At 31.5% G+C, this 7,150-nt stretch carries 9 protein-coding genes; 1 reads left to right on the top strand and 8 read right to left on the bottom strand.

The annotated features are described in order from the left end of the window. Positions 1 to 45: 45 nt before the first annotated feature. The 4 genes from KTR07_RS27485 to KTR07_RS27470 are packed head-to-tail and all read right to left on the bottom strand — an operon-like array spanning position 46 to position 3,940. Entirely contained in the window at positions 46 to 549 is a 504-nt protein-coding gene (locus tag KTR07_RS27485) for a PH domain-containing protein (RefSeq protein WP_005647342.1), read from the bottom strand. Then, positions 546 to 1,655, bottom strand: a complete 1,110-nt coding sequence (locus tag KTR07_RS27480) for a toprim domain-containing protein (protein WP_007559154.1) — start codon at positions 1,653 to 1,655, stop codon at positions 546 to 548. Before KTR07_RS27480 ends, KTR07_RS27485 begins: the two co-directional genes overlap by 4 nt. A gap of 4 nt (positions 1,656 to 1,659) precedes the next feature. Next, complete coding sequence (locus tag KTR07_RS27475; protein WP_217315559.1) at positions 1,660 to 3,219, bottom strand: DUF3945 domain-containing protein; 1,560 nt, start codon at positions 3,217 to 3,219, stop codon at positions 1,660 to 1,662. A gap of 1 nt (position 3,220) precedes the next feature. Next, positions 3,221 to 3,940, bottom strand: a complete 720-nt coding sequence (locus KTR07_RS27470) for a DUF4099 domain-containing protein (RefSeq protein WP_029425721.1) — start codon at positions 3,938 to 3,940, stop codon at positions 3,221 to 3,223. Positions 3,941 to 3,980: 40 nt separating this feature from the next. On the opposite strand from KTR07_RS27470, the gene KTR07_RS27465 reads away from it, so the two are divergent. Next, positions 3,981 to 4,646 carry a M23 family metallopeptidase gene (locus tag KTR07_RS27465; RefSeq protein WP_007559149.1) on the top strand — a complete coding sequence of 222 codons (666 nt, stop codon included), beginning with the start codon at positions 3,981 to 3,983 and terminating at the stop codon, positions 4,644 to 4,646. Positions 4,647 to 4,692: 46 nt separating this feature from the next. Here the strand turns inward: KTR07_RS27465 and KTR07_RS27460 are convergent, their stop codons facing one another. From KTR07_RS27460 to KTR07_RS27445, 4 genes are read right to left on the bottom strand one after another with little or no spacing between them, the layout of a single operon-like run. Beyond that, positions 4,693 to 5,559 (bottom strand): zeta toxin family protein, encoded by an 867-nt coding sequence (locus KTR07_RS27460; RefSeq protein ID WP_008765240.1) that lies wholly within the window; start codon positions 5,557 to 5,559, stop codon positions 4,693 to 4,695. Beyond that, a complete protein-coding gene (locus KTR07_RS27455) occupies positions 5,546 to 5,806 on the bottom strand; it encodes a hypothetical protein (protein WP_005647331.1) in 261 nt (86 codons plus the stop codon). The genes KTR07_RS27460 and KTR07_RS27455 overlap by 14 nt, the downstream gene beginning before the upstream one ends. Positions 5,807 to 5,827: 21 nt before the next feature. Beyond that, positions 5,828 to 6,307: a DUF3990 domain-containing protein gene (locus KTR07_RS27450; RefSeq protein ID WP_005647329.1), complete on the bottom strand. Its 480-nt coding sequence runs from the start codon at positions 6,305 to 6,307 to the stop codon at positions 5,828 to 5,830. After that, on the bottom strand, positions 6,304 to 6,753 hold the full coding sequence (locus KTR07_RS27445; protein WP_004295329.1) for a DUF3791 domain-containing protein: 450 nt from the start codon (positions 6,751 to 6,753) through the stop codon (positions 6,304 to 6,306). Before KTR07_RS27445 ends, KTR07_RS27450 begins: the two co-directional genes overlap by 4 nt. Positions 6,754 to 7,150: the final 397 nt, after the last annotated feature.

Raw genomic sequence — 7,150 nt, 5'->3', positions numbered from 1 at the left:
AACAGTAACATTAGGGAAAAAAATAAAAGCACTCTTTTCATATCATTATCTGTTTGTAAATTCATATATTCCTTTTTTCTTTTTTTGTTCTTCTACTCTATTTCTGATGGTTTGAATTATATCACTATTAGCTTTAAGACCATTCATCAGTAGTTCTGGTGTTGATTTATCGCCAGAATAAATGTAGATATTGGTGTTGTTTATTAAAGACTGGATAAAACTTTGCTTTTCTTCATAATCATATACCCGATATAATTCTATGTAGTTAATCCTTTTTGAAAGCACTCCTTGATATATTTTTATTTGCTCTCTAGTTATAATCCATTTTGTACAAAGTAACATTGAAATATATCTGTAGAAAATTATAAATATCAACAATACTAATATCGTTCCACTGATAAATTTTAATAATTCATGTTCTCTTATATATTTACTAAAAATGAATACGAAAATCGCTAATGTGATTAAAAGGAAATTCTTCATTAACCAATATCGGAATTTAGGCTTTAATATAATATCATCAGAAGCTATGTTTGTTCCATCATTCATAACTTAATACTTTTTTTTTGTTCATGTTGTTTCATTAGAATTTCATTGAAATCTTTTGCTTTTTCTGCTTTATGAGAAATCATAGGAGCTATTATTTTGCTTTTTTCCCTAAAACTTTCTAGTGAAACGTCATTTTTGTTAATAGTGAATTCTCTACCCTTAGTTTTAAACAGCACATCATCTTTATTTTCTTTTATTGTCATTTCTGTATTACTAATGATTCCAGACACTTTAATGTCATACAAATTACCGTTTAAATCATTATCAAAACAGGTATGTACTTTAGCTTGTGGGTATCGCAATAAAGTGTTTTTTATTTGATTAACTGAAATGTACCCTCCTACACTACAAAAAACACTTTCTTCTAATTTGATTTTGTTAGCATTGAGCTGATAGAAGCTCATAGCATCTAAAGCGGATTCTGCAAAGTATATATGTTTTGCCATTTGGGGGTGTGGGCAAAAATCAGCAATCCAAAGCGAGTTACTTTTATCACCTCCGGCAGCCATTCCTTTGAATCCATAGTTTCTTAATTCGTAATTTGTTACTTTGTTGTCTTTATCTTTTGGATTAATATAGGGAAAACCTATATTATAATAATTGCCGTTTCCTTGTAAGTCTTTAACCCTTGTGATAAATGGTAGAAACTTTTCTACGACTTGATGATTTATATTTCTTTCATTTGTGAGAAATCTTAAATCAGCGAGTGTAGTAGGAAATTCTTTATATCTATCTCTGTCAAAAGATTTGTTTTCTGCTTTTACAACTTTGAATGCTTCATATTTAGGACTATAAGGCTCATTTGCGTAATGTCCTAAAATCATATTGATTCGCACAAATGTATTTTGATGTTGGAATTGTGGGAAGTCGTTAATATGATTTTTGATGAACTGAATTAAATCTCCACCTTTATAATTCCTATCATAGTAGTGTTCTTGTACACTATGAGGATTCTTGATGATGATTTCATCCAACTTGTTACCTGCTCCGTCTGTCAGTTTAAAAACAGGCGAAACCTTTCCTTTGCTAATGTCTTGTTTATATCCTAAATCTTCAAGTATTTGAATGATGGATATTTTAGCCTTATAATCGTCAAATGTTAGCATAATATTATAGTTTCATTGTTGGAGTATCATTATTTTTTCCGTAGGTTCTACCATATCCGAGAATAGATGCTTCTTGCTTCGCTGTTGCTTTAATAGAACTATCTATTTTATCCATTTGGGTAGATATTTGTTCTCCGACAGTTTGTTTAGTAGCTTCCCTAGAGCTGGAATATGTTTTTTCTACTTCCTTGTAAGAAGCATAATCTTTAGAAAGTTTATATTTCTCTAAAAAGGCAGCCATTTCGGTGGGTTTATCTTTAAAAATTTCATCAATCCCTTTAGCTCCTTTTTGGGCTACAAACTCTAATCTTTCTTTATCAGATATATATCTTTCTTTCCCTATTGTTTGTTCTTTCTTTTCAGTCGCTTTAATTTCTATAGTATTTGCATCTTTGATTGATAATCCATTTCTGGCATTCAAATCTAGTTTTACTTTTGCAACTTTGTTTAGTTCCTCGTTTACAATGGTAATTTCTTTTCCATTTTTGAGATTTTCTTGCTGCATAGGAGTAAGCTCTATTCCTCCAAGTTTTTGGGGAATATGAATGTCTTTTGCTTTTATTGATACTATCTCATTAGTATCTTTGTCACGTTGGTGCAATGTTCTTTCTCCTTTTGAATTAGTCTTTACTACGACATTATCAGCTTTTAGGGCTTTTATTTCATCCTTAGTAAAGGATAAATCATTTTTTATTTCTTGTCGTTTAGGAATGAGCAAGATAGCAATCCCAGCGATTGGGTAAACTACTGTAATAGCTGCGATTGCTAGTTTTCTAGCATTGATACCATCAATTTTGATGCGTTTACCTTCTTCTTTGAAATCAATTTCGTTGGTTTTTAATTTAGATTTATTTTCAGGTGTATTCTCGGCTGTTATATATTTAAGAGTTGTTGCTTTCCCCTCAAAATGGAGTTTTCCATTTTCTGTTTTATAAGACACTTTTTCATTGTCTAGAAGTGTTCTATTACCGGGAGTATCTTCAATGGAAAAATTTAGCATACCTGTTTTTTTCCCATTTTTGATGTTTGCAATATCTTCGGGGCTTAAATTTTCCGGTTTAACTCCTACTTCATTAAACTTGTTCCAGTCTATATCAACATATGAACCTTTACCATCTAGGGTTTGGTTTTGTTCATAAGCATATCGATAAAGGTCTTCTCCTTTATATGCAATTTTATTTTCAAGGTCAATGACTGTAAATCCGTCTTTATATCCTTCATTCTTGTTAGTACCTTGTTTTATATCATCCCATTTTATAATTGCAACATTATGGTTTTCTCGTAAATATTGGCTATATTCTTGGAAATTATTGCTAGCTTGTTCTTTATCAAAGAAACTGATTATTCTTTCTTTAGATTGCTCTAATAAAGATTCTCTATTATCTCCTAAATTGCCAAGTTTAAGTGTATTCAGTGGATAAGTATATGTTTCATTACCTTTGGAAAAGGTAATATCACCATTCCGATATTCTTCTGAATATCCAAGAATTGCTGCTATTGCTCGGAATTGTCCGGCATTTTCATAACTATATTGCAAAGCTTCAAATTTTTTCTTTTCTTCCATTTTATAATTTGAATTTATGTTCTACTTTAGATTGCGATTCATTTCCAAGTGTTGTTTTTTGTCCTTTCATGTATTCTATATATTCATTTCTGTTTTTATCAGTATGAATAGTTCCTATAATTTGTGGGTTATGCCGGTCATAAGCTATTTTCTGTTTCTGCTCGAAGTCTAGGAATTTTATTCCTCTTGGATTATTTAAATCTAATCTTATGGCAATTTTTTCTTTGTCAACATTCAAAATTAATTCCTTACCTGATTTTAGAGTTTCCTTTTGTTGCTTATCCAGCTCAACACCTTTTATGTTTGAAGGTATTGAAATACTTTTGATTTTTGTTTTAAGCAATTCGTTTGTTTCAGGGTCTAATTGTACGAGATATTTTTCATTGTTAATAGTTTTTGTTATTATCTCGTTATCTTGAAGTCGTTCTAACTCCTTTGGTTTAAGGTTTATATCATTCATTATTTCTGGTCTGACTGGATGAACTTTAACGCCAGCATTGTTGCTATCTTTCCAGTACAAACTTATTTTTCCTTTCATACTTATTTCTTCTCCATTATTATCGTGAAAAGAAAGGTCTAGTAAACTGGTTCTCTTTCCAGATAATAGAGCTGTGATATTTGCCTTATCCAAAGACCATATCTGTTTTTTTGATATTCCTATTAGTTCTAATTCTTTATATGGAATATCATTTTCATTAAAAATAGCTTGCTTTTTATCCATGTAATGTATATTTTTGCCCAAAAGTAATAAAAATATCAATATGAAGAATAAATTTATCATGTTTTTTACTTATTCATTGTTTTTTTCAGTGAATGGCTACTGTCAGTTTAATACGGTATTACAGAAAAAGGATATTCCTAAAGCGGAACCTGTATTAGCAACGACAGAAAATAAATTGATAGAAGAAAAAGAAAAGGCTGTTGTCGTCAATGATGCTTTGACTACAGAACGACTTGCATACTGGAAGCAAAGAAGGTATTTATCTTTGCCCATTGATTCAATGGTGATAACTTCCCATTATGGTAAAAGAAAAGACCCATTTACTGGAAAAATAGCAAATCATAGAGGGATAGACCTTAAAGGCAACAACGACTATGTTTATTCGATAATGCCGGGAATGGTTGTAAAAACAGGAAAAAATAAAGGGTTGGGCAATTATGTAGAAGTGCGTCATGGTGATTTTACTTCTATCTATGGGCATTTATACAGTGTGCTTGTAAATGCGAAACAAGCTGTTGAAGCTGGGCAACCAATAGGCATTAGTGGAAGTACCGGGCGCAGCACAGGAGAACACTTACATTTTCAAATGGAATACAAAGATAAAACTATAGACCCTAAGCCAATTCTTGATTATATTAATGAGGTAATCAGAACCGTTAAAGGACAAATTTCACAGCAAATAGATAATGAATTAAGACGCAAATAAATAGAAAAAGAGGATTGGAAAAGCCAGTCCTCTCTTTTTGGAAGAATCAGAAGAAACCTTTTTTTAATCCTTTTTCTTGTCTTTGAACTTTTTCTAGTGAAGATTGAAGTTGTGACAGAGCTTCTTTCATTCCTTTTTTTACTTCAGGATTCGTTACGGATTCAATAAGCTCTTTTCCTCTTTGAATGTTAGTGTTAAGTATTTCTTTATTCTTCATCTGTTTTGAACGACTTTCATCTATAAAAATAGATGGCATACTTTTGCAACTCCATTCACCATTTACTAGATTGAAATCTTTAATTCTTTCTTTCGCTAAGTAGGTGTGGATAGAAATCTTATCTACAGCCTTATCACTGTATAATTGATTTGCAGATTTCATTAGTCCATTTACGGCTTTGTTATGTGAATCAATATCGGCTAATCGTCCTTGTCCTTTACTTAGTACTTCTTCTTGATACCTGTTGTAAAGTCCTAGTTGGGTAAACTCCTTGGGGGCTGCAATAATATATGCTTCAACTCTAAATCCTGCATCTTTAAATTTTTGTGCTGTCTTTAAAGGTACATCTGGATTTCTCATAGTTCCTTCTATAATAATATTGCATTTCCGTTTAATGGCTTCTTCTATTAGTTTTTCTGTAAAAACGCTAGAAAAAATCTGGGTTTCAATGGGGTATTTAATAGGGTCTTTTATTAGTTCCTTATTGGGGTGAAACTGTCTGTAAAGGTCACCATTAACAGTGAGAAAATCTAAGTTAGGATGGTCTTTCTTTGCAACATTTATAAGAGTGCTTTTTCCGCAAGCTGGTTGTCCACCTAAGATTATAGCAATAGGCTTTTGTGATGATATATTGATGTCCTCAAATAAGCCATCTTTTTTTTGTTCAAAGATGGCTTCTACTTCATAGCGTTGCATAATATGCTTTCAATTTAGGTGCGTAATAGTTTTGTATCTTATCCATGACTGATAAGCGCACATTTTCAGAAACTTCAAACTGCAACAATCCATTTGCTATTTTTTCTTCTGTGTTGAGAACAGAAAGTTCTTTTTGCAGTATTTTTTTTCTGTTTTCATCCTTCTCTTCTGATATTTCATCTATCTTCATCATGCGGAGTGTCCCGATAATGTCGAGCGCAACATCCAAGCTCATTTCTTTATTCATGGTTCATTATAGTTTTATGATTTATACTTCAATAGATTCTGTGAATTTTAATAATGGAATAACTTTCACTGTATGAAATGAAAGTTGGTTAAAAAGCTTATGGGTCTTTAGCATTTCAATCGCTGCATCAGCCGTAACAACACCTTGTTCATAAAGCCGGATTGTTGCATATAACTGGTCATTGGCAACGGGTCCCATTATTAAATCATAGCTGTTTTTTCCTTTTCCTCTACGGTTATTAACTACAAACTCCAGCCACTCTTTTGTAGCCCCATCAAATCGAAGGACTGAAAACTCTCTATCAAGAATATTATCGGGGACTTCATAAACTGAAACGACCGCTTTTTTACCATGTTCCCGATTTCTTTTGAGTATTGCCCACTTCTTAGCCTGTTCAAAATTAGTTGTCGTATAGAATCCTTTTCCAAAGTCAGTAGCTTTACGCCCTTTCTGTATATTAGGGGATTTGACGGTAACTGTTGAGCCGTGATATAGTTTCATGCCTTTTTATTGATATAAGTTATTATAGTATCTAATATATACTCTGTATCTTGTGTGTGCAGCATTTCAAAATTTTCATATAGAAATTCAAAAACGCCATGATTGGAAAACAGCAAAAGAGTTTCTTTAGCACTTATATTTTTAGTTTCCCTGTAATTTTCAGCACAAAACATTTGAAAAAGCAATATCTTTGGATTGTCCTTTTGTACTTTCTTCTGTTCTGTTTTCTCTTTTTCTAATGCTTCATAAAGTGATAATGTACTTGAATACCATAGTTTTGTATTCTCGTCCAATAATGCCTTGTACAAATTGGAAGAATATATATAGTATAACGCATCTTCTAAAGGTAGCGTTTTTCTTTTCATGACTGTATCAACCAATTCTCTCATAACAAATGGGAGCATAGCCGAACCAAGTTCATTTTGATATGTTTGATTAGTTTCCATAACTATTTATTTTCTAATTTTATATAGCTATCTTGCTGATGTCTTTAGCAAAGATAGAGAAAAAACAATCATCATAGACCTATTGTATTGATTAGTTTGTAAATAGGTTCTTTGTATTTCTTTAGATTTTTAATTTGTATAACATACTTATTGATTCCTAACTCATTAAAGATTTCTGCGTACATTTTTATTATGGATTTTCTGTAGTAGATGGTTAATCCTACTATTGCAATGCAAATAAAAATCAAATAGACTAGTTCACTATACGCATAGATTGCTAATACAAAAATTCCACCCATAGCCCATAAAAAGCTACTTAAAAGAAATCTTAAGATATTCATAATTTTGTTTGCTGTTCTTTATACTGGCAGCCAAACCAGCTTTAAAGGTTTGTTTA

It is taken from the genome of Bacteroides sp. MSK.20.82 (assembly GCF_019052485.1).
GTDB lineage: Bacteria > Bacteroidota > Bacteroidia > Bacteroidales > Bacteroidaceae > Bacteroides > Bacteroides thetaiotaomicron.
Note: the sequence above shows the minus strand (reverse complement) of the source record. Positions and strands in the feature narration are given on the sequence as shown.